The sequence below is a fragment of the Paenibacillus sp. Soil522 genome (assembly GCF_001428245.1).
Taxonomy (GTDB): domain Bacteria; phylum Bacillota; class Bacilli; order Paenibacillales; family Paenibacillaceae; genus Pristimantibacillus.
The window spans coordinates 14,988-36,540 of the sequence record NZ_LMRV01000036.1; the positions used below are offsets into that span (position 1 = coordinate 14,988).

Annotated in this window: 16 protein-coding genes; 3 read left to right on the plus strand and 13 right to left on the minus strand. The window is 47.3% G+C overall.

The features are described 5' to 3' along the window. Positions 1-16: 16 nt before the first annotated feature. From ASG81_RS11095 to ASG81_RS11105, 3 genes are all read left to right on the plus strand, one after another. Positions 17-874, plus strand: a complete 858-nt coding sequence (locus tag ASG81_RS11095; RefSeq protein ID WP_162255020.1) for a helix-turn-helix transcriptional regulator — start codon at positions 17-19, stop codon at positions 872-874. 100 nt (positions 875-974) lie between these two features. Further along, on the plus strand, positions 975-1,403 hold the full coding sequence (locus ASG81_RS11100; protein ID WP_056633410.1) for a MarR family winged helix-turn-helix transcriptional regulator: 429 nt from the start codon (positions 975-977) through the stop codon (positions 1,401-1,403). Between the two features lie 37 nt (positions 1,404-1,440). Further along, the gene (locus ASG81_RS11105) at positions 1,441-2,673 is read left to right on the plus strand and encodes an MFS transporter (RefSeq protein WP_056633413.1); all 1,233 of its coding nucleotides are present in this window, start codon (positions 1,441-1,443) and stop codon (positions 2,671-2,673) included. Here the strand turns inward: ASG81_RS11105 and ASG81_RS11110 are convergent. The 13 genes from ASG81_RS11110 to ASG81_RS11170 form a co-directional block, all read right to left on the minus strand. Beyond that, positions 2,665-4,503 (minus strand): PAS domain S-box protein, encoded by a 1,839-nt coding sequence (locus ASG81_RS11110; RefSeq protein ID WP_056633416.1) that lies wholly within the window; start codon positions 4,501-4,503, stop codon positions 2,665-2,667. The two genes, ASG81_RS11105 and ASG81_RS11110, sit on opposite strands and share 9 nt — an antisense overlap. 234 nt (positions 4,504-4,737) lie before the next feature. Continuing rightward, positions 4,738-5,952, minus strand: a complete 1,215-nt coding sequence (gene odhB, locus ASG81_RS11115) for a 2-oxoglutarate dehydrogenase complex dihydrolipoyllysine-residue succinyltransferase (protein WP_056633419.1) — start codon at positions 5,950-5,952, stop codon at positions 4,738-4,740. A gap of 6 nt (positions 5,953-5,958) precedes the next feature. After that, entirely contained in the window at positions 5,959-8,874 is a 2,916-nt protein-coding gene (locus ASG81_RS11120) for a 2-oxoglutarate dehydrogenase E1 component (RefSeq protein WP_056633422.1), read from the minus strand. 260 nt (positions 8,875-9,134) lie between these two features. Continuing rightward, positions 9,135-10,247, minus strand: coding sequence for a GerAB/ArcD/ProY family transporter (locus ASG81_RS11125; protein WP_056633425.1), 1,113 nt, complete (start codon positions 10,245-10,247; stop codon positions 9,135-9,137). 25 nt (positions 10,248-10,272) lie between these two features. Beyond that, positions 10,273-11,454 carry a Ger(x)C family spore germination protein gene (locus ASG81_RS11130; RefSeq protein WP_056633428.1) on the minus strand — a complete coding sequence of 394 codons (1,182 nt, stop codon included), beginning with the start codon at positions 11,452-11,454 and terminating at the stop codon, positions 10,273-10,275. Continuing rightward, the gene (locus ASG81_RS11135) at positions 11,451-12,977 is read right to left on the minus strand and encodes a spore germination protein (protein WP_056633431.1); all 1,527 of its coding nucleotides are present in this window, start codon (positions 12,975-12,977) and stop codon (positions 11,451-11,453) included. Before ASG81_RS11135 ends, ASG81_RS11130 begins: the two co-directional genes overlap by 4 nt. A gap of 359 nt (positions 12,978-13,336) precedes the next feature. Further along, a complete protein-coding gene (locus ASG81_RS11140) occupies positions 13,337-14,593 on the minus strand; it encodes an MFS transporter (protein WP_056633434.1) in 1,257 nt (418 codons plus the stop codon). Between the two features lie 20 nt (positions 14,594-14,613). Beyond that, positions 14,614-16,221 carry a leucyl aminopeptidase gene (locus tag ASG81_RS11145; RefSeq protein WP_235548827.1) on the minus strand — a complete coding sequence of 536 codons (1,608 nt, stop codon included), beginning with the start codon at positions 16,219-16,221 and terminating at the stop codon, positions 14,614-14,616. 83 nt (positions 16,222-16,304) lie between these two features. Then, positions 16,305-17,678: an ATP-binding protein gene (locus ASG81_RS11150; RefSeq protein WP_056633437.1), complete on the minus strand. Its 1,374-nt coding sequence runs from the start codon at positions 17,676-17,678 to the stop codon at positions 16,305-16,307. Between the two features lie 205 nt (positions 17,679-17,883). Further along, positions 17,884-19,197, minus strand: coding sequence for an anti-sigma factor domain-containing protein (locus ASG81_RS11155; protein ID WP_056633440.1), 1,314 nt, complete (start codon positions 19,195-19,197; stop codon positions 17,884-17,886). Further along, entirely contained in the window at positions 19,194-20,009 is an 816-nt protein-coding gene (sigI, locus tag ASG81_RS11160; protein ID WP_056633444.1) for an RNA polymerase sigma factor SigI, read from the minus strand. Before sigI ends, ASG81_RS11155 begins: the two co-directional genes overlap by 4 nt. Positions 20,010-20,141: 132 nt before the next feature. Beyond that, a complete protein-coding gene (locus ASG81_RS11165; RefSeq protein WP_056633448.1) occupies positions 20,142-20,558 on the minus strand; it encodes a hypothetical protein in 417 nt (138 codons plus the stop codon). 322 nt (positions 20,559-20,880) lie between these two features. Then, positions 20,881-21,429, minus strand: a complete 549-nt coding sequence (locus ASG81_RS11170; RefSeq protein WP_056633451.1) for a peroxiredoxin — start codon at positions 21,427-21,429, stop codon at positions 20,881-20,883. Positions 21,430-21,553: the final 124 nt, after the last annotated feature.

The window sequence follows — 21,553 nt, forward strand, 5'->3', positions numbered from 1 at the left end:
TACGAGGGGAGGCAAAATGATGAGCACACAGCACCAAATTAACTTGCCCTTTACGATGGGAACGAGCTCCGACTTTAACGCTCAAATCCCTTATCATACCCATTTTCATTATGAAATTTATTATTTTCATGGCGGGAAAGTAAACTATCTCATAAATGACAGCATCCACGTGCTGGAGCCTGGCGACCTGCTGCTCATGCACGGTATTACGCTGCACCGGGCGCATGTCGACCCGAGCGAGAAATACCACCGCTCCACCCTTCATTTCGACCCGTTTTATTTTAAGCAATTTATCCAGCCGCCGTTTGCTGATGACCTGCTCGAGCCCTTCAAGAAGCTTCATAATGTAAGATTACAGCTTCGCGGCCCAGAGAAAGCTGAGGTTGAAGAGACGCTTCTCAAGCTGGAGCAGCTATACGTCCAGCGGGACGCTTTTTCACAACAGCGCTTTCAGGCCAGGCTGCTCGACTTTCTTATTTTGATCAATCACCTTTGCCAGAAGCCTCTTAAGGCTAAACCAACCTTTCCGTCAACCAAGGAGCATCACGTGCAGGCGGTTATCTCCTATTTGGAGCGCCATTACAACGAAGAGATAACGCTGGAGGGCATACAGACGGAGCTTCATCTTAGCAAATATTATTTGGCTAAAACGTTCAAAGAGGTTACAGGCATCACGATCTTCCAATTCCTGATGCAGCGTAGAATCTACCAGGCCAAAATCGAGCTAATCGACGGCGTTCAGCCGATAACCGATGTCGGCTACGAGGTCGGCTTTAAACATCCCTCTCATTTTAGCCGCGCCTTTAAGCAACATACCGATCTCACCCCCGAACAATATCGCAAGCAGCATCAGCTCCATTCCACCAGCCTGTAATAAACTCCAATCCTGATTCATGGATTGGAGCAGTTGACCCATTTAGTTGATAAGCGTATTATTGTTATAACAACTAAATGAATGAAACCAGGTGAATACAATGGAATTCAAGAAATCAGTGGGCTATGTCATAAGCAATACAGGACGCAGATTAAACCAGCGGCTGCAGCAGCTTTTTCAAGATTATGACGTTACACCCGAGCAATGGTCGCTGCTCATGTGTCTGGATGGGCATGACGGAATTACCCATAAGGATTTGGCGCAGCGCACCGACAAAGACCCGGCCAACATTACAAGGTTAGTCGATCAGCTGGAGCGTAAGGCGCTCGTTCGGCGCGTCGCGAATCCGAGCGATCGAAGATCGCAGCTGCTTTATGTAACGGAGAGCGGTAGAACGAATGCTCAAACGCTTGCGCCGATTGAAGCTTCTTTTGTCGCGCATATTTTAACGGACGTAACGGAGGATGAGATTGAAGCATTCAAACGTTTTATGGAAAAAATTAATAAAAATGCGGAGCAGCTTCAGTAGGTAACGGCAAGACCGTCATCAGAGAGGAGAATAAACAATGAATCCCAACAAGCTGTGGAGCGCCGACTTCATTAAAATATGTTTAAGCAGCTTTTTTTTATTTTTCGCTTTTTATATATTGGCAACCGCATTATCGGTTTATGTAACGAACGGACTTGGAGGCTCCGATACGCAAGCCGGCTTATCTATGACCGTATTTGTCATCGCCGCCGTATTGCTTCGTCCCTTTGCCGGCCAGCTTATGGACAGGTTCGGTGAGCGTAAAATCGTCGTCATATCATTGCTGCTATTTTTATTATGCTCCGTTGCCTACTTTGGCGTTTTCGGTTATGCCATGCTGCTGCTTGTTCGTTTTTTGCACGGCGGCACCTTCGCTATCGCAACAACCTCCACAAATACAACCGCAATCGGCATTATTCCAGAGCATCGCAAAGGGGAAGGCATCAGCTATTTCAGCTTGTTTATGAGCTTAGCAATGGTTATCGGACCGTTCGTTGGCTTAACGATTACGACCTATGGCGGCTATACGGCAATGTTCGCATTATGTGCGGCATGCTCATTAATTGCATTTGTGCTGGGCGCTTCAACCAAACGCAAAACTAGCATACCGATAACCTCCACCGTGAGCGTTGTTGAGCCAAAACCATTGAAGTCCATAAGAAAGCTCAGGTGGCGTGATCTTGTTGAACGGAAAGCCGTTCCAATCGCGCTTAGCGGCTTTGTTGTAGCATTCGCCTATAGCGGCTTAGTGACATTTATGTCCGTATACGCTCATGAGCAAGCCATTGATCAATATGCCAGCTACTTCTTCGTCTGTTTCGGCATCATGATCGTCTTGCCGCGTCCCATTGTCGGCAAATTGCTTGATCAGGTAGGCGAGCATGTCATCGTCTACCCGAGCATCGCCATATTCGCCATCGGCATGCTGCTGTTAAGCCTAGCCGATTCACCTGTATTGCTGCTTATTTCCGGAGCCGTCATCGGCCTTGGCTATGGCGCTTTGCTGCCTTGCTTTCAGACGATAGCGGTACTTGCAGCTCCGGCTCATCGCAGAGGACTCGCTACTGCGACGTTCTATTTGCTGTTCGATCTAGGTTACGGCATCGGTTCCTATACGCTTGGCTCGCTGGCTTCAATCTTCGGCTACAGTGTTATGTACATGCTTAGTGCCTTTATTATTGCCTTTTCTTCCGTCATCTACTTCACGCTTCATCACAAGCGCAAACGTTTGACGGCCGCCGCTGGCGATAAAGCTTATGTTTCACCCTAAGCTTTCCTCCTGCTGCTGCTCCTGTATCGGCAATTTGATTTCGACTACAGTTCCTTCATTGATCACGCTGCTAAGTTGAAGCGTACCCTTGTGCGCTTCAATAATACGCGTGCTGATCATAATCCCGAGACCTGTCCCTTTTTCCTTCGTCGTCACGAAGGGCTCGCCGATCCTTTTGATCAGCTCCTCCGGTATGCCGGGACCGCCGTCCTTAATCCGGATATGAACGTATCCGTCCTCCATCGTAGTAACCGTTAAAACAACCTCGCCGCCCTGCGGCATCGCCTCGAGCGCATTTTTAATAATATTCAAAAACACCTGCTTCAGCTGATCAACGTTACAGTATACCGACGGCCTCGTATGATCATAACAAACCTTTAATTCCACATTGAGCAAAATAGCCTGCGTTTCCAATATGGATATTACGCTTTGCAGAATAGGCTCGAGAGGCTCGTTGTGAAACTTTGAGAAATGCGGCTTTGCAAGCGTCATGAATTCATTTACGATAAGCGAAATACGGTCAATCTCATTGGCCATAATCGTAAAATAGTGCGGCTGCTCCGGATATTTAGCGCTAAGCAGCTGCGTAAAGCCCTTGAGCGCCGTCAGCGGATTGCGAATTTCATGCGCGACTCCTGCCGCAAGCTGTCCAATGGCAGACAGCTTCTCGGAACGAATGAGCAATTCCTCCGATTGTTTGCGGTCCGTTAAATCGCGAATGACCGTGAGCATGACATCTTTGCCCAAATAATTGTTAATCCGAATGCACGATAGCTCCACATCCAAATATTGTCCGTCCGAACGAATAATGACCCGCTCTTGAAACGGCGTCGGTTCATCCGAGGACATAATGCTCTCCATCGTTTCCATTAGCGAATCATGATCGTTAGGGTGAATAAATTCAAACACGCTTCTGCCGATGATCTGGATATCCTCGGCTATTCCGAACACCTGCATGGCCAGCTTGTTCACGTAAAGGATAATGCCTTGATCGCTCAACATGATCGGCTCGGGAACAAATTTAATCATTTTCTGATAAAGCTTCGCGCTGTCCCTGAGCGTTTTCTCCTTTTCCTGCTTAAAGGTAACGTCCTGCACCGTTCCAAGCAAGGACGGCAGCCCGTTGAACATAATGATCGAGCTGTTGCCTTCCAAATAGATGATGCATCCGTTTTTTTTCACCCCTTTAAACTTAAGCGGAAATTGGTCGCGTCCAATTACTCTACCGTTCATAACTTCATTTCTGATCTTGATGATTTCTTCTTCCGCCATCAAATCGATTGGCGAGAGCGAGAGCAGCTCTTCCTCCTTGTAGCCAAACATCTCGGCTAAATAAGGATTGGTATAAACGATATTGTAATTTTGCACAACGAATACACCTGCTACAACGCTTTCCATCAAGCTTTTGTATAAATAATCCTTTTCGTTAAGAGATGCTTCCATTCGTTTCTGATTGGATATGTCATGGATAATAAGCTGAACGGCGGGCTTGCCGTCAAATTTCACTGCAACCGCTCTTAGTTCAACCTCAACTGTCTCCTGATCCAATCGAATCAGCTTGAAATATATGAAATTAGAAGGATTAGCTTCTCGAATTAAATAGCGAATATTTGTGGAGAACTGCTCCAAATAATCGGAATGAACGAACTTGTGTATCGGCTGAGCAATGATTTCTTCCTGCTTGTTTACACCTATCATGCTCAAGAAAGCAAAGTTAGCAAACACAATATGACCTTCGGACAATACAATTAGCCCATCTGGCAGCATGTGAACCAGATGCTGATACCTCTCTTCGCTTTCTCTCCATTGGCCAGCACCAACTATTTCCATTCTCACTTCTCACCTCATTCAAGCAAATAGCTTTGCTTTATCTGATTGTTTACTTTCAACATCGCTAGCCTTCTTCCTGCTCCTGCTATTAAATTTATATGTAAAAATATCATTGCTGCTTGAGAAGTAAGCCTGCATAAGCATAACGATTACTTCATATCCGAAATAAAAAAAGGAATGCCCTTGAAGTAGAGTATTCTACTTCAAGGACATTCCCAATCGTTATGTCTGTTATTAGCCTTCGAGAAGAAGTGCTTCCGGATCTTCCAGAAGCGCTTTGACCGTAACGAGGAAGCGAACGGCTTCGCTGCCGTCTACGATACGGTGGTCGTAAGACAATGCGATATACATCATCGGACGATTTTCCATACGAACGTCATCGATAGCTACCGGACGGATTTGTATTTTGTGCATGCCGAGAATACCAACCTGCGGCGTGTTAAGAATAGGCGTCGACAGCAAGGAGCCGAATACACCGCCATTTGTGATGGTGAAGCTTCCGCCTTGAAGATCAGCGATCGACAATGTGTTAGCTCTTGCTTTACCAGCAAGCTCGACGATGTTTTTCTCAATTTCAGCAAAGCTGAGACGTTCTGCGTCACGAACGACCGGAACGACAAGCCCTTCCTTCGCAGATACAGCAATACCGATATCGTAAAACTTTTTAACGACGATTTCTTCGCCGTCGATTTCTGCATTAAGCAGCGGGAACGCTTTAAGCGCACCAACAACCGCTTTCGTGAAGAACGACATAAACCCTAGGTTCACATCATTTTTCTCGAAGAAGGCTTGCTTGCGGCGTTTGCGCAAATCAAGAATCGCAGTCATGTCGACTTCATTGAAAGTCGTCAGCATCGCTGCTGTACGCTGTGCTTCAACAAGACGGTTAGCAATGGTAACCCGGCGACGGGACATCCGTTTGCGTTCTGTCGGCTTCGCATCTTTGCTTACGCTAGCAGGCTCAGCTTGTGTAAGCGGAGCGGATTTAACCGGAGTTGCTACCGCAGGCGCCGGTGCCGGAGCTTGTCCTTGCGCTTGCGAAAGATCAATGCCTTGCTCGCGGGCGCGTTTGCGGGCAGCAGGTGAAGCAAGGATAGCTGCCGCACTTTCACTTACAGGTGCGGCAGGCGCTGCTGGAGCAGCTGCCGGTGCCGCAGGAGCAGCAACCGCTGCTGGCTCTGCCACCTTAGCAGCAGGTGCGGATGCGCCGCCCGCTGCTACTCCGATCGAACCGATTGCTTCGCCAACGAGTACCACATCTCCGTCTTGTTTAGCAATGCGGGATACGACGCCGCTGTTGTCAGCGCTAATTTCAATGTTAACCTTATCCGTTTCAAGCTCCAGTAGGACATCGCCTTGATTAACGGAGTCGCCTTCCTTTACGAACCATTTCGTAATCGTTCCCTCTGATATGGACTCGCCTAATTCTGGTACTATAATTTCAGCCATTAGTCATTACCCCCTAATCAAACTTGTTTCAACTGGCTTGCCGTTCAAAGCTGTCGAGATGATCCATTTTTGTTCTGCGGCATGAACCTCTTGGTGTCCGCTTGCTGTACTGGAGCGATCAGGTCTGCCTACATAGCGGACAGCTGCCTTCTTAGGTGCCAGCGCGCGCAGGCGCGGCTCCATAAAGCTCCACGAACCCATGTTTTGCGGTTCTTCTTGCAGCCATACGATTTCTTCCAGCTTATCGTATTGTTTCACGATACGCTCGATCTCTGCGTGAGGGAACGGATAAAGCTGCTCCACTCTCGCAACGCGCAGCCATTCGTAATCGGCTGCATTTGATGAAGCTAACGCCTCTTCGACATCAACTGCTACCTTACCTGTGCAAAGCAGCAAGCGTTTCACTTTGTCCTTCTGATCCTTCGGCTCCGTAAGGCTGAATTGCGGCAGAACCGGCTTGAATGAGCCTTCGCTAAATTCAACGCCATGGGAAGCGACGCGCGGATTCCGGATCAAGCTCTTAGGTGCCATAAGAACGAGCGGACGAACCTGCTCTGTGCCTAGCAGCGATGCTTGCTTACGCAGCAAGTGGAAATATTGAGAGGATGATGTCAGGTTGGCAACCGTCCAGTTGTTATCAGCAGACAGCTGAAGGAAACGCTCAAGTCTAGCGCTGGAATGCTCCGGCCCTTGACCTTCGTAGCCATGCGGCAGCAAAATAACGATACCTGATTTTTGCGACCATTTCGCGCGGCCAGCCGAGATGAATTGGTCGAAAATAACTTGTGCAACGTTGGCGAAGTCTCCATATTGCGCTTCCCAAATGACGAAAGTTTCAGGAGCGAATACGTTATAGCCATATTCAAAGCCTAGTACTGCCGTTTCCGACAATGGGCTGTTATGAACGGCAAAGGATGCTTTCGCCTGCGGAAAGATGTGCAGCGGCGAGAACTTATCAGCATTAGCGTAATCGTTCAGCATAATGTGGCGATGTGCGAATGTGCCGCGCTCCGAATCCTGACCGCTAAGACGAATTGGTGTACCGTCTGCGAGAATCGTTGCGAACGCGAGCGTCTCCGCATGCGCCCAATCGACCTTCTCGCCATCGTTCAAAGCTGAAGCTCTACGCTGCAAAATACGTTGAAGCTTTGTATATTCAGTGAAGCTCTCCGGACGGTTAAGCAGCTCCAAGTTAATGTCGCGGAGCGTCTCGAGCGGTACAGCCGTGCGCGCTTCCTCGGCAGCAGGAATCACCGACTTCTGCTGCTCGCCGTTCAGCTGAGGCTGTCCTTCATTCGCTTTCATGGCATCGTAAGCAGCCTGCAGCTTACCGTTCGTACGCTGACGCAATTCCTCTATCTGCTCATCCGTGATCGCTTTCTCGCTTTTCAGCTGCTCGCTGTAAAGCGTGCTTACGGTCGGATGATTGCGAACTTTTGAATACATAAGCGGCTGCGTTACTTCCGGATCGTCCATTTCATTGTGGCCGAAGCGGCGGTAACCGATCAAATCGATAACAAAGCCTTTATTGTAACGGAGACGGTATTCGCAAGCAAGGCGCACGGCAGCCAAGCAAGCTTCCGGCTCATCCGCATTCACGTGTACGATCGGAATGTCGAAACCCTTCGCAAGATCACTTGCATAATGCGTCGAACGGGAATCGATGCTATTCGTTGTAAAGCCAAGCCGGTTATTCGCGATAATATGCAATGTACCGCCATTATGATAGCCTTGCAGCTTATTGAAGTTAAGAGTCTCGGCAACAATTCCTTCGCCGATAAAAGCGGCGTCGCCGTGAACACAGATCGTAACCGCTTTGGATGGATCCTGCTCAGGCATACCCGGCTTGCTGCGATCCTCTTGTGCGGCCCTCGTGAAGCCTTCGACAACCGGATTAACGAATTCAAGGTGACTCGGGTTGTTGGCAAGGGTAAGGTTCGCACGAATCGTTTCACCTTCAATTACAGCCCGGTCTGCGCCCAGATGGTATTTCACGTCGCCAGTCCAGCCATAGTTAAGGCCCATGGACCCTTCGGACGGAATAAGCTCTTTGTTCGGTGCATGGTGGAACTCGGAGAAAATTTTCTCGTATGGCTTGCCCAGTACATGCGCGAGTACGTTTAGACGGCCGCGATGCGCCATACCCATAAGAATATGGTTAGCTCCGTCATGCGCTACGGCGCGGACGATTTCGTCCAGTACCGGTACGAGCATATCTAGACCCTCGATCGAGAAGCGCTTCTGCCCAACGAAAGTACGGTGCAGGAAATTTTCGAAAAACTCTACTTCCAAAAGACGCTCAAGCAGCGCGGAACGCTCTCTTGGCGATAGCGGCGCCGGGAATGATCCCGATTCCGCTTGCTTGTGAAGCCAATTCCGCTCATTCTCATCATGAATATGTGTAAATTCATATGCAGCCGAACGTGAATAAATTTCTCTCAAGCGGCTGATTGCCTCCCAGCCGTTGGAGATCGTAGCTGGCGCATTATCCCAAATTAGCGAAGCAGGAATAGAGGCCAAATCCGCTTGCGTGAGTCCGAAAGTTTCAGGCTCAAGCAGCTTCGTGTCCGCTACGGGGCTAAAGCCCAGCGGATCAATATCCGCAGCTAAATGGCCGTATCTGCGTATGTTCAGCATAAGCTTATGCGCAGCCACAACCTTTTTCAACATATTTGAATCAATCGGACCAGGTGCTGCTGCAGTTGATGCAGCCTGTTTCTCGCTTGGCTTTGCCGCGACGCCCGGAGTTACTCCAAGTGATTCAGCCGGCGGTGCTCCAAAACGTACAAACAGCTCGCGAACCGTTGCTTCAACAGAATCAGGATCTGTTAAGAATCGTTCGTATTGCTCCTGCACATACCCAAGGTTGGGCCCATAGTAGCTTTGCCAAGGCGAATAATTACGCTCATCATGGTTGCTCATTGCAGAAAATTCCACCCTCTCTATTCATTGCCATCCTATTATTTTCTAAGGCGAAGCCCGTCATACATGCCCGCCAACTTGCACTTACCCAAATCGTTTCCTAATTGCTTCTAATTTGCATCGTTATTAAATTAATACTGACCATAACTATTTTATATTTTAGTACATAGTACGCTCTCCAACCATAATCATATTGGCATCGATATCATCCATTTCAAGCATTGATTGTCGTCCGTGAACATTCTTATTTGCATACACCCTCATAACGCATCACCGTTTGTCTGCGTACGGATTCTCCTTAGTTTCATTTTCCCTACGATAAGCAGAAGCAAAGGCAGGGCGATCATATTGACCGGAAGCGCAACAGGCACCCAGTAATGGAGCAAATAATTGGAGGTTGCTTCTGATACATTTTTGGGAAACATCGCAAATACCAGAATAACCGGAGCAATAAACCAAATCAAATTCCGCCAATTTTTAATTCCCAGAAATTGAGCCGTTCCGTAACTGGTGACGAATAAATAAATAGCCAATTTAATGAATACGCTGGCTACCCAGATGACGACAGTGAGCGCATCGAAATTTTCAATGAAACCGAAGAGAGAAATTTTACGGCTCATCTCAAAAAATGGATACCACATTTGCGGAGAAAGATTGACTCCTATCGTAACGGTAGCCATAACCATGGAGATTAACGCAAAGAATGATGCCGTAATGACGCCCCAATAGGCGTAGGGAGCTCCTTTGCGAGGCTGATAAAGAAACGATGCGAGCATGAGATATTCGACGGCATGTCCGAGGTAAGATGCAGGAGCTTTCGCGCCATTGATGATTCCCGCCATTCCGCTGTCTGCGTACACCGGAAGAAGATGCTTCAAATCAACGTTGTTGAGGCTTGCTGCCAGAACAACGACTATCATCAAAATAATGACCGGCCCCAGGATCTCGCTGAGGCGGCCAATCCCTTCAATGCCTCCAGAATACGTCGCATAAACAATTAGCAGAATCATAATGAACATGATCGCTTCCTTCGGTGTCGCAGGCAGGAGCATGATTTGGATTACATCGTTAAATTGGCGCAGAACAATCGGGAGGATGGTGTACCACTGGACTAGATAGATGACGACAACGATGCTCCCAAGCCATTTCCCCAAAATCGTTTGACTGAATTGGATTAACGTCTGGTCCGGATATAAAAGCGCAACATTGGTCACTAACAAAGTTATGAGAAGCGCGATACATCCCGCAACAAGCATGGAAATCCACACATCTTGTTTGGCGGCTTGCAAGCTTGGCGTAAGCGTCATGATCAATGCCATTCCCAGATCCATAATGGTTATCATCCAGAAAACTTGTATACCGGTCACTTTCATCTTGACCCACCCTTCATGCGGTTGATTATTGTCCAGTTTTTTTCAAATGCGCGGGTGCTTGCGTTCTGCCGATCCTCTCCATGCGAATGTCAGTCTTAACGGTAACGGGAACTCGCGGATAAATATCTTTCCATTCTTTTTTCATACGTTTCCAGGCATAAGGATGCTGAATATGTAGTTCCCTTCCAAAACCGAAAATATCCGACTTGAATTTTTTTTGCACATGTGAGATCATGCGCTCCATTGATTTTTGAATTTCTTTCTCAAACTTCACTTCAGCCTTCTTTAAATTTTTGACGTTACTAAAATCCAGACTCGTGTCATTTTCCAGTAACCTTGCCCTCGCTTTAAGCGTGACCGAGATTTCAGGGTCACCATTCTTGATAACGGTCCGTATTTTCATCTTGGACTGCAGAATCTCGATGGCAACTGTTCCCTTGGCTTTTTCGTCTTTCGGTTCCATTTGAGCCGAAAACCTTAACTTTTTGGATTCCCCTCTCAGCCAGCGGAAGGTTGTCAATTCCATCCCTGACAGAAATCCGGCCAGTTTGTTTCCCTTGTAAACCGCCGCCTTATCGAGTATGAAGGATGTAGGACCGGTCCCGTTTTTCTTAATCCTTATGCCCCCGGTAACCGGCGCAATCCCGTCAGAAGCGAGGCTGCTCAAAAATTCGTCGACTTTGATGGACAAGCTGAATCCGCTGTATTGAATTTTGTTGATACCGATACTCGGTATTTGCTCCAGCTGATAGGGGCTATTCAAGATTTCTTTGGCTGTCGTACCATAGGCGGTCAGAATATAACTGTTGTATCTTGAATCAGGAAGGCGCAATATGTCATCCAAAACCTGGTCGATGCCCTGCCTGGCGTATTTTTCGCCGAAGACGATAACTCCCCGGTGGCCGAGAAAAATTTTCCGGGACAGTTGCTGCTGTATTTTGGATAAAGCTTCTACCCCGTCCTTTCCTTTGGCCGTAAGGATCAAGACGGATTCCTTACCTTTACCTCCGGATTGCAAACTGCTGGGAATTCCCGTGGGCAGTGCAATCTGAAGCGTCGCTTCGAGCTGCCCGTTCTTCGTGAGATCAAAGCCGCTGGCGATAACCAGTGCGAGATCATCCGTCTCCCTGCTGTCCCAGCAGCCTGTGAATAATCCAATACAAATGAAAAGAAACAAACACCGGCCTAGCATGCGGGACAGCATCATTTTTTTTCCAACTCCATTTTTTGTTTGGCGTATTCTTGCCGCTTTCGCATCACCTGCCAAGGGGCTCTGACCAATACGTCCTCTAATCCGAAAAAATTGACCGGGGCGAGCGGCGTCAAATAAGGAACGCCGAAGGAGCGCAGATTTACCAGATGGATCAATATGGCGATCATGGAGGCACCGATGCCGTACAACCCGAAGGTTCCGGCAGAAATTATCAATGGAAAGCGCAAAATGCTGATAGCCTGACTCATCTCCGGGTGCGGGATCAGAAAGGATGCGATCCCCGTCAAGGATACGATGATAATAATGGGGGCGGATATAATCCCTGCCTGAACAGCTGCTTGTCCGATAACAAGCGCCCCGACGATGCTGATCGTCTGCCCTACCGGACGAGGAAGACGAACCCCCGCCTCTCGCAGCGCTTCAAAGGTAACCTCCATAATCAGCGTCTCCATAAGTGCCGGAAACGGAACGATTTCCCGCGCCGCTGCAAGGCTTAAAGCCAAGCTGGTGGGGAGCATTTCCTGATGAAAAGTCGTAACTGCAACGTAGATAGCTGGCAGGGCTATCGACAAAAAGGCAAACAAATACCGCAGCCATCGGAGCATCGTTGCGAAAATAAATTTCATATAGTAGTCCTCGGCCGTTTGAAACCCGTACCAGATCGTGATGGGTGCGATTAGAGCCATCGGAGATCCGTCAATTAAGACAACGACCTTGCCTTCAATCAGAGAAGCCGTTACCGAATCGGGCCGCTGGGTCGATTGAATGAGCGGAAACGGCGAATAGGGATGATCGCTGATCATTTCTTCGATATACCCCGATTCCAAAATGCTATCCATATCGATTCCTAAGATACGCTTCCTTATTTCATCAATCACAGCCTGAGGCGCCATATTACCGATATAAACGATCGCTACATCGGTTTGGGAGACCGTTCCTATGCTTATCCTCTCTATCTTAAGCTGCGGCGAGCAGATTCGTTGGCGTATTAAGGCCATATTGATACCGAGTGTCTCGATAAAGCCGAGCCGGGGACCGCGGATGACCGCCTCCATATTTGGTTCCTGCAGCTCACGGTGCAACGAATTTTGTACACTGATAGAGATTGCCTGCCTTGAAGATTCAATGAATAGAATGACTTCTCCCTTGACGATCCGCTGAATGAGTTCATTCTGTTTTTCTACTATTTGCGTTTTGCCAATAGGAACCAATCCCGTATTCAACTGCTCAACAAGCTGAGAAGGGTCATCAGCGCTGGCAGAGTCCGATGCCAGGAGCGGTCTCAATATACCTTCTTCCAGCTGTGTGGCGTCAACTATTACGTCCAGGTAGACCAGCATGCAGGGGAAGGAGTCGAATAAATTGAACTTTTTCACGACCAGATCTGAACAATTCAAAAAAATTTGCTCTAGGGCTGTTTCATTTTCATTCAAATTGTCGAATAGTTCTGCATTTATTGTCGTATCAGACTCCAATATTATTTTCTCTAGCTTAAATCTTCCTTTTTTTCGTTCCACATGGCATCACCTGCCTCAGTTTGTTCAATCGGATATAGTTTATGGCTAATTGACTAAAGATTACCTCGAATAAGATTCCCTGATATTACCGTTTTATTCGAATTAACGTTATTCTCGGTTGCCAGAAAAAAGTTAAAAAATAAACCTCCGGCTATGGAGGTTATCAAAGAAGTATATTTCGCAAGCTGCCAAAGGCATACTGATTACATATGGAATGAAAATCGTGTAAGTAAAAGAGGGATTGCTAGAGATGTTTTGGAGGGGAATAGCGTTTTTGCTAATCGCAGCTTTGTCGGGTTGGGTTCTCTATGTTGCCGTATCAACGGGATAAGCAGATGCCTAACAAGGAATCGGCTTCTTTACTTATTCCCCTTAAGCACCATAGGGCCGATTACGAGCGCCATGAAAAGCAGCGTTGCCCCCGTAAACATGGATATGCCGTAGCTCTGCACCCAATACGGACTATCCTCGACGCGTTTGTAAATCCAACCGCCCAACAATGGACCGATAAACCCTGTAATTCCAGTCAACGCGGAAAAAACGGCGATATACATGGGACGCTCCGACTTCGGCGTATCGCCAATAATAAAGTTAAACGCAAGCAGGTTGTAGCCCCCAATACCTATGCCGAGCACGATATGTACCGCGATCAGTACGAGAATGGCAGGCAGCAGCTCCATCCCCGCCCACAGCAAGCATGAAATAGCGATGATCGGAAGCGCCCATCTAAGCAGCGTACGTGTCGCATATTTGCTGTTCAAATTGCCCCAGTAATAGTAGCTGAACATCATCACTATCATTTGTACGGTTGTTATAACGGTAACCCATGTATAGTTCAGGTTCACAATATCAAGCATGACGTATGAAAAGAGCGGTACAGCAATATTTTGGATCAAAATAAAGGTCGCGAGAAACAGCGTTGCCAGCATATAGATGCGGTCGCGGAGCGGCTTTTGGAGCATTTTCCACTTTGAGGTTTCAGTGGATCGCGCAAGCGGCAGATTAGGGTAACGATACAGCTCAATGCCGTTCCATACAGTCGCCACCGCGCAAATGATATATAACACGATAAAGCCGGTGGCTTCCGGCAGCCGATTCAAAATTTGACCGCCAATGAGCAAGCATAGACTGGCGACCGCCCAATGTATCGTATTCCGTATGCCAAAATAACGGCCGCGAACTTGAGCAGGCACCATATCTGCCACCAAAGAGGTCCAGAGCATGCCTGCAGACTGCGCGCAAATAAACGATATCGTAAACAGCACAATATAGGTCGGTACCCAATAGATTTCCGGCACCCAAAACGGAATTAGCCCTGTTGCCGTCCATAATAAGCGATGGATAAAACTGAATACCATGACATACAGCCGTCTATTCTCAAACCGGTGCATATAAAATGCGACTATAAGCTGCACCAAGTTGGCAAATGCCGGGATTGCAAGCGCAATGCCGATTGCTTCAGATTTGGCCCCTAAATAAAGGAGGTACGCCGTGAGCAGCGGACCTCCAAGTAAATTCCCAATGATAGTCGCGGGAATACCTTCCATTACAGCAGTATGCATGCCCCGCCGCTGTGCGGACATTCTCCGTCTAGGCAACAGGATTCCCCTTAACATATAGATCCTCTCCGCTCTACTTACTCGTGGTGTAATACCAATTCAATCAATGTTCTTACCATAACGCCGGTTGCGCCCTTCGGCTCCCAGCCTCTGCTAGATTCCAGCCATGCTGTTCCGCCGATATCAAGATGCACCCAAGGCAAATCCTCTGCAAAATGTCCGATGAACAGCCCCCCTGTAATCGTACCAGCATATCTGCCGCCGCTATTTTTCAAATCGGCTGCGTCGCTCATGATCTGCTTCTTGTACTCCGGATAGGATGGCAGCTGCCAAATTCTCTCTCCCGCTCGCGCAGATGCCTTTTGTACCAGCTTGAAAAGCTCTTCATTATTCGTCACCGCGCCCGTTGCTTGCGTGCCAAGTGCAACCGAGACCGCGCCTGTTAGAGTAGCTACGTCAACCAAACGTGTCGCACCCCTAGTAATCGCGGTCGTCAAGCCGTCCGCCAGCACCAATCTTCCCTCCGCATCGGTATTTACGATCTCAACCGTATGACCGCTCATCATGCGCAGCACATCTCCAGGCTTAAGCGCACGGTCAGAGGGCATATTCTCAGCTGTCGGAATGACTGCAATAACATTGATCGCAGGCTTCAGCTCTCCGATAACGCGAATGGCTCCGAGAACTGCAGCCGCTCCGCCCATATCCGAGATCATTTCCTGCATCCCTTCCGCACGTTTCAAGGAAATGCCGCCTGTATCAAACGTAATGCCTTTGCCGATCAGTCCCCAAGCTTCTTCGGAATCCGGATTGCCTTTATAGTGAATAACGATCATACGCGGCGGATTTATGCTGCCTTGGCCGACGCCAAGCAAGCCGCCCATCCGCTGTTCTGCCGCGCTCCACTCGTCAATGACTTCAATTTCCAAATCAAGCTCCCGCGCCATCTCCTCCGCATGATACGCCAGACGCTCCGGAGTAAGATCATTGCCGGGCAAATTAGTCAAATCGCGAGCTAAGGCGACCCCTTCAACGTATAGCTTCCCTTTTGCTATCCCCTGCTCCCATAGTGCGGCGTCTTCTGCCGTTACAGCCGTTCCCTGCTGTACAAAAGCAACCTCCTTCAGCGTGAAACGCTCATTCGGCTCGCGCTTCAGCGGCTGGCGTACATGAAGCGCCAGAAGCAGGCCCTCTGTAAGCGCCTGAGCCGCGTGCTCGGCTCCAAGCTCAGCCTCCTGGCCCTCCAGCAAAGCTGAAGGCAGCAGCACTTGAACGGTCTCGGCATGCAGTTTTTTTAAAGCTTTGGCTGCAGCTGCCGCAGCCAGGCGCAGGCTCGTCGCCCCGCCTTCTTGCTCTAGTCCGACGAAAACGACATGTGCTGCCGGATAAAGTCCCAATGTCGATAAAATTTCGGTTTGCTCCGGTTCAGCTTTAAATAATCCTTTGGCGTATAGCCCTCTAAGCGCATCATCGATTTGTGGCTGCATGATCGGACCCGCTGTTTCTCCCGGAATGAGTTCTTTTTTGCTAACAAAACGAATGACTGCATCCGCAACCGATTGATCTGTACCTCTAACCCCGTATGTAAATTGAACGTTCATTTGTAATCCCCCGCTCTCGTCATGAATAAACCAGTATATGAATCGATCATATTCGAAAATGATCAACAAGTTTTTCAAACTCATTATATCGAACGTCCTTCGACTTTTCCACGTTAACATTTAAAAAAGCGAAAAGCTCCCCTCCCAATAGGGAGAAGAGCGTTCCGTCATTCTGCTAACGGCAATGTAATGATAAATTCGGTTCCGATACCTGCTTTGCTGTCGACTCGAATCGTTCCGCTATGATTGCGGATGATCCGGTAGCTCACCGATAAACCAAGTCCCGTACCCGACTGCTTTGTTGTAAAAAAAGGATCGAACAGCCGGCTCATCGTCGACTTATCCATACCTTTGCCGTTATCCTTAATTATAATTTCGGCAAATTGGCCATTGCTGCGCGTTATAATATCAATTAGACCTCTTCGTTCGCTTTGCACCTCTTCAACGGCATCAAGCGAATTTTTAATAATATTCAATATGACCTGCTTCACCTGCTTCACATCGATCGAAACGAGATGCTCTGAGCAATAGCATTCCGCTTTGATCTCGCAATTCCGCATCAATGCTTCGCTTTCCGTTAGAAGCACGACTTCCTTTATCAAATGATCGATAGAGACCAATTGCTTCATCGGTGCAGATGGCTTAGACGAGTTTAGAAATTCATAAATGATATCGTTGGCTCTGTCAATTTCCGTCAAAATAATACGTGCGTACTCTTCCTTGCCTACTTCCAGCAAATAAGGCCGAAGCAGCTGAATAAAGCCGCGAATGCTCGTTAAGGGGTTGCGAATTTCATGAGCAATGGCAGCAGCAATTTTTCCAAGCATCGCAAGCTTATCATTTTGCAATGCCGTCTGTTCAATTTGCTTATATTCCGATACGTCTTTGACGCTAATTAAAAAATCTCCGTCTAATTGATCACCGTATGTAACCGTAACTAATAGATGTTTGCCATCTTTGTGTTGGAATTCATAATAGCGACTATGCATAAGAAACATTTCTTTGTAAAGCCGTAGAATGGTTCTCTTTGTGCTGATTGTGAGCTGCCGGTGCCTTAATATTTCTTTTATTGTACAACCAATTAATGTTTTTCGGGGAATGTCCAACAATTTAGCCATTTGCACGTTAATAAACGACAAAATTCCGTCGCTGTCAAATAATGCGATTCCGCTGTCCATGTGCTGCAATACGTTTTCGTATTTATTTTTGACCATTTCAAAAGAACGGTTCGAACGGAACAGCATCTCACGCATTTCAGTGAATTTCTGTTCGGTTGTTCGTTCAGGCTGCAATCGAAAACGGCAGGCTACCATGATTTCCATTAAGAAAACGAAGGAGCGATTGTATAATCGTACAGCCTCCTCCGAATCGACATTTGCGGCTAAAGACTGAATGCACTCCTCATGTACGGCAATGATTTCTTCTGGATTTATTCCGTAAAGCTCCTTGCCCAGTTCGTTGGCATGAAATAGTGATACTTCCTTACCACTACGTATGTACTCGGCAAGCGCCGGGAAATAGCGCTTTCGAATGGCCTGCATCATGTACTCCTCCCCGGCAACGTCTATAAGATAGCGGTTACAGTTAATACTAATCATAGGGCGAGTTTACAATCGCTGTCAATCGGAAATCCTGTCGAATTTTGTGCAGCCAGTGGGAAAATAGTCATGCCTATAGCCAATTAAGACTCTAATCCCCGCTTGTCTATTTGCCCACTTTTTTGCTTGCAAAGCTTACATAGCAGCATTAGTCGTCATTGCTTTGCTCATTTCTGTCATCTTGTTTATCTTTATCCTGCTTCGTACCTGCTCTCTTATCATCGCTGTTTTTGTCGTCCCGGCCATTATTTTCCTGTCCGCTTCGATCATCATTTTCGTTATCGTCACGGTCATTGTTGCTGTTGTCACTTCGATCATGGTTATCGTCCTTGCCATCATCGTTATTTGAACGTTGCCGATCGCTGTCCCTTTGATTATCCTTATTTTTGTTATTCTTATTTTCGTCATTTGACTCATTGGGAGAGCTTGGCTTATGCCATTTTCCCGGAGTTAATGTCGGAAGAATCGTCCATTCTCTATTTTTCCACGGCTTATCAGTCTCCAGCACTTTATCCACTCCGTTACTAACAGGCTTCTCTGGCTTCTCTGCTTTTACCGGCTTATTGATTTTCGGAGTAGCTGACGGCTTAGACGCATTCGGCTTTTTATTAGCCTTTTGCTGCTTGGCCTTCTCCTCTTGCTCGCGTGCCACAAGCTCCTTCAGCTTCTTCTTGCTCGTATCCTCCGCATTGTCTACGATCGTCTTCACACCGCCAAGAGGCTCCGTTACTTTATCAATAGACTGCTGCTTCAGCTGCTCTATTTCGAGCTTATAGCCTTCGTCTTTTGCCATCAAATATACAGCCATCTTGCCTGAGGAGATGCCGTTCGCGGCCGCTTCCTCACGCACCTCATTCGGTACCGATAACGTTGTAATATTCGCGCTGGCCGCCTCCGCTGCAAGCTGAGTTAATACTCCCCGAAGCTTCTGATCGACTTTTCTCGTCAAAATATTCTCAAAATCGATTTTAAGTGCGGAATTGTCGTCAACCAGCACGCTGGCAATAAATATATCCTTGTTCGGAGTGTCGAGGTAATGTGAGCCTTTAGCCCTCTCCAAAATAGAAGCGGCTATCGTCTCTACATTTACTCCTTTGTAATCGAGTCCTTTAATAATGAGCTCTCCGTCCTCGTTTAAGGCGCGCAGCTCGCGCACCTTCTCGTTCTCGTCTACGCCCAGCTCCACGCTCGGATTAATATCCATGCTCACATAGGCGACAACTGGATGCGCATCGCGCAGCATGAAGAACAGGAACGGAACGAACAGAAGCAGAACAATAGCTGCAGCGCTGCTATACCTATAATAAGGCTTAAACGTCCGAGGCTTCTTAAACTCCTCTTCAAACGTAATTTCTTCACCAATTTGCGGCTTCCCTTGAATAGGAGCCTGCATAAATTGTCCGTCTGCCGTCATTACAACTGCATGCTGCTTATGAATGCTCATTACGACTCCACGTTTCATTTGCCTGCCTCCTTATTCTTCTCTAAATGGTCACCGGCTATATTTAAATAGTCGTGCATGAATGGGTATATACCTGAAATAACGAGAGCGATAGCGATAATATATTTCCGGTTCCGCTCTATCGTTTTGCGGGAAACGCCGCACATGGCAGTTAACTCTTTTACAGCAAGCTTATTCGTTTGCCTTAATGAGTCTAACAATTCCGATTCGCTAACGAGAGTTTGCGCAATTCCGATCAACAGCTTTCTGGAATCCGCATGCTTGGGCGACTGCTCGACCAGCTCTGCAAAAGTGATGCCGAATCGCCCAAGCTCCTGATTAAGCTCGCTGATTTCGTGACGTCTCTCATCTTCGGTCCGTTTTATTTCAAAGGCAGTAATCGCTTGACTTGTCTCGATGGAATTATAATGCGGCTGTTCCTCATCCTCTGAATCGAACATGCTGTAAGGTACGACCTGCGAATGCCTTTGCTCTTTTCGGACATAGTCAATAAGCCGACGGCGAATGACGGTTTCAGAAAATCCGATGAATGATTTCCCAGCATGACTGGAGAACTGATTGATCGCTTCGTTAAAAGCCAACAGTGCCACACTGAATTCATCATCCCGATTCGAATCTATATACCGTTTGCAAAATCGACTTGTTACTTTCATTATATAAGGTTTGTAGTCTGCTATGAACTGCTCGCGAAGCTGCTCGTCGCCTTGACGAATTCGAGCAACCCATTGTTCGGGAGTGAGCTTCTGCCCATCCTCCGCAGCTTCGGCAGAAACAGATTTCCGCAGAAAGCGTTTGAACAATACAAGTAACAACCGCTCCACCTCACTATTAGTATGATTCGTTACTGTCTGCCCGGTTTCGGGGGGTACATTATGAGAAGATCTTCATTTTCTCAAAAAAAGAAAAAGCCTCCGAAAAGGAGGCTCACCATTCGTGTTAAAATACTAAACGGACGTACGGCGCTGCCTTAGCTTATTCCTTCTGCTGTTTAGCATCCCAAGACGCTTCTTAAGTACAAGCTGCCATTCCGTATCCTCAATCTGCTTAGCGAAGCTAAGCAAATCAAGCGCCATATCGATTTGACTGTGGACGACATCCATTGGATCTTCATTTTCATGATTAACACAATTTTCAAGCAGCGCCTTGCCTTCCTGCTCCACGTACTCCTGAAAATCAACTTCGGCAGCACAGTCGCCATGCGCATATTCGGCTAATATCTCATATTCGTTTTCGATTAAATAATGAATATCTACACGGTGACATACCGGACAAAACATAATAGGCACATTATGGATATGCGTACGGAAATGCTTTAGCGTACCTTTAGTTCCAATCATACTAGCTCCACAGCAAAAACTCATTGACGACCCCTCCTTAAAGGTTTGCGGTGCAAACCTACATCGTAAGCATCAACTTAGGTTTGCGGAGCAAACCTAATATTTTCATAAATATAAGAACGTATAAAATGCAACCTTACATGCTTATATTCCGCTGCGTATCTAGCCTTTGCCGCCAAAGAACGGCATCAGCTGTGCTTAAGCTTTGTGGCTATGTATACCTTATTCGCTTTGCATAGGTGAAATTCCTGCTTAAGCATCATAATATCCGCCTTACGTCCTAAATGATAAAACAAAACCCGCGCCATTTCATGGCGCGGGTTTTGAATAATCCGGACGAAATATATTATTTCGCTACCAGAGTTTGTTGGCCTGGTTTCCAGTTGATTGGGCAAAGTCCGCCGGATTGCAAAGCTTGCAATACGCGAAGCGTTTCGTCAACGCTGCGGCCAACGTTGTTGTGGTTAACAACTTGGTATTGTACTTCGCCTTCCGGGTTGATGATGAATAGGCCGCGAAGCGCGATACCTTCTTCTTCAATCAATACGCCGTAGTCACGAGCAACGCTTTTCGTGATGTCTGCAGCTAGCGGGAATTCAAGCTGGCCAAGGCCATTATCGTTAACCGGCGTGTTGATCCATGCGCGGTGGCTGTGTTTGCTATCAACGCTGACACCAAGAATTTCAGTGTTCAATTTGCTGAATTCAGCAGCTGCCAAGCTCAAAGCTGTAATTTCAGTTGGGCATACAAATGTGAAATCAAGCGGGTAGAAAAAGAGAACCAACCATTTGCCTTTGTAATCCGCAAGTGAAGCAGTACCGAAATCTTTACCGTCTCCTGTTGCTGTTTCCATCGAAAAATCCGGGGCCTGGCGGCCTACCAAACGTTCTGCCATAATAGAAAACCTCCTTGACCTATCCATAAATTTTTATTGTTTATGTCACTTCATCTGTGTGACTTACCTAGTAAATAGTATCACTAGTCTAGAATGAAGTCAATATTATAATCAATATTTGTTT

Coding starts and splice junctions, on each gene's coding strand:
- ASG81_RS11120 (WP_056633422.1), bottom strand. CDS start 8,874: ATGAGCAACCATGATGAGCGTAATTATTCGCCTTGGCAAAGCTACTAT.
- ASG81_RS11125 (WP_056633425.1), bottom strand. CDS start 10,247: ATGAAAGTGACCGGTATACAAGTTTTCTGGATGATAACCATTATGGAT.
- ASG81_RS11100 (WP_056633410.1), top strand. CDS start 975: ATGGAATTCAAGAAATCAGTGGGCTATGTCATAAGCAATACAGGACGC.
- odhB (WP_056633419.1), bottom strand. CDS start 5,952: ATGGCTGAAATTATAGTACCAGAATTAGGCGAGTCCATATCAGAGGGA.
- ASG81_RS11140 (WP_056633434.1), bottom strand. CDS start 14,593: ATGTTAAGGGGAATCCTGTTGCCTAGACGGAGAATGTCCGCACAGCGG.
- ASG81_RS11130 (WP_056633428.1), bottom strand. CDS start 11,454: ATGATGCTGTCCCGCATGCTAGGCCGGTGTTTGTTTCTTTTCATTTGT.
- ASG81_RS11145 (WP_235548827.1), bottom strand. CDS start 16,221: ATGAGTTTGAAAAACTTGTTGATCATTTTCGAATATGATCGATTCATA.
- ASG81_RS11095 (WP_162255020.1), top strand. CDS start 17: ATGATGAGCACACAGCACCAAATTAACTTGCCCTTTACGATGGGAACG.
- ASG81_RS11110 (WP_056633416.1), bottom strand. CDS start 4,503: ATGGAAATAGTTGGTGCTGGCCAATGGAGAGAAAGCGAAGAGAGGTAT.
- ASG81_RS11155 (WP_056633440.1), bottom strand. CDS start 19,197: ATGAAACGTGGAGTCGTAATGAGCATTCATAAGCAGCATGCAGTTGTA.
- ASG81_RS11105 (WP_056633413.1), top strand. CDS start 1,441: ATGAATCCCAACAAGCTGTGGAGCGCCGACTTCATTAAAATATGTTTA.
- ASG81_RS11165 (WP_056633448.1), bottom strand. CDS start 20,558: ATGAGTTTTTGCTGTGGAGCTAGTATGATTGGAACTAAAGGTACGCTA.
- ASG81_RS11150 (WP_056633437.1), bottom strand. CDS start 17,678: ATGCAGGCCATTCGAAAGCGCTATTTCCCGGCGCTTGCCGAGTACATA.
- ASG81_RS11170 (WP_056633451.1), bottom strand. CDS start 21,429: ATGGCAGAACGTTTGGTAGGCCGCCAGGCCCCGGATTTTTCGATGGAA.